This is a genomic window from Streptomyces sp. MBT53 (genome assembly GCF_016654115.1).
In the GTDB taxonomy this organism is placed as follows: domain Bacteria; phylum Actinomycetota; class Actinomycetes; order Streptomycetales; family Streptomycetaceae; genus Streptomyces.
On sequence record NZ_JAEQAZ010000541.1, the window covers coordinates 1 to 329 of the forward strand.

At 78.1% G+C, this 329-nt stretch carries 1 protein-coding gene; it reads left to right on the top strand.

Annotated elements, in window-relative coordinates:
- The coding region (locus JHN45_RS52670; RefSeq protein ID WP_201056633.1) for an FAD-dependent monooxygenase at nt 1-329 on the top strand (329 nt) is incomplete at both ends.

Genomic DNA, 329 nt, shown 5'->3' on the forward strand with positions numbered 1-329 from the left:
CCCGCCCCACCCGCCACCGGCTTGCGCGCCGGTGGCGGGTGGGGCGGGTGTTTCTCGCCGGGGACGCGGCGCATCTGCTGGGCGCGCTCGGTACGCAGGGGCTGGACGAGGGGCTGCGGGACGCCGACAACCTCGCCTGGAAACTGGCACTGGCCTGGCACCACGGGCCGCACGAGGCGCTGCTCGACAGCTATCAGGCGGAACGGCGGGCGGTCGTCGCGGCCCGGCTGCGCGCCGCCGACCAGGCGCTGCCGTTGGTGCGCGGCGGTGCCGGGCTGCGCGCGGTCGTGCCCGGCTCGGCCCGCGGCCACGACTCGCTGCTCACGGAC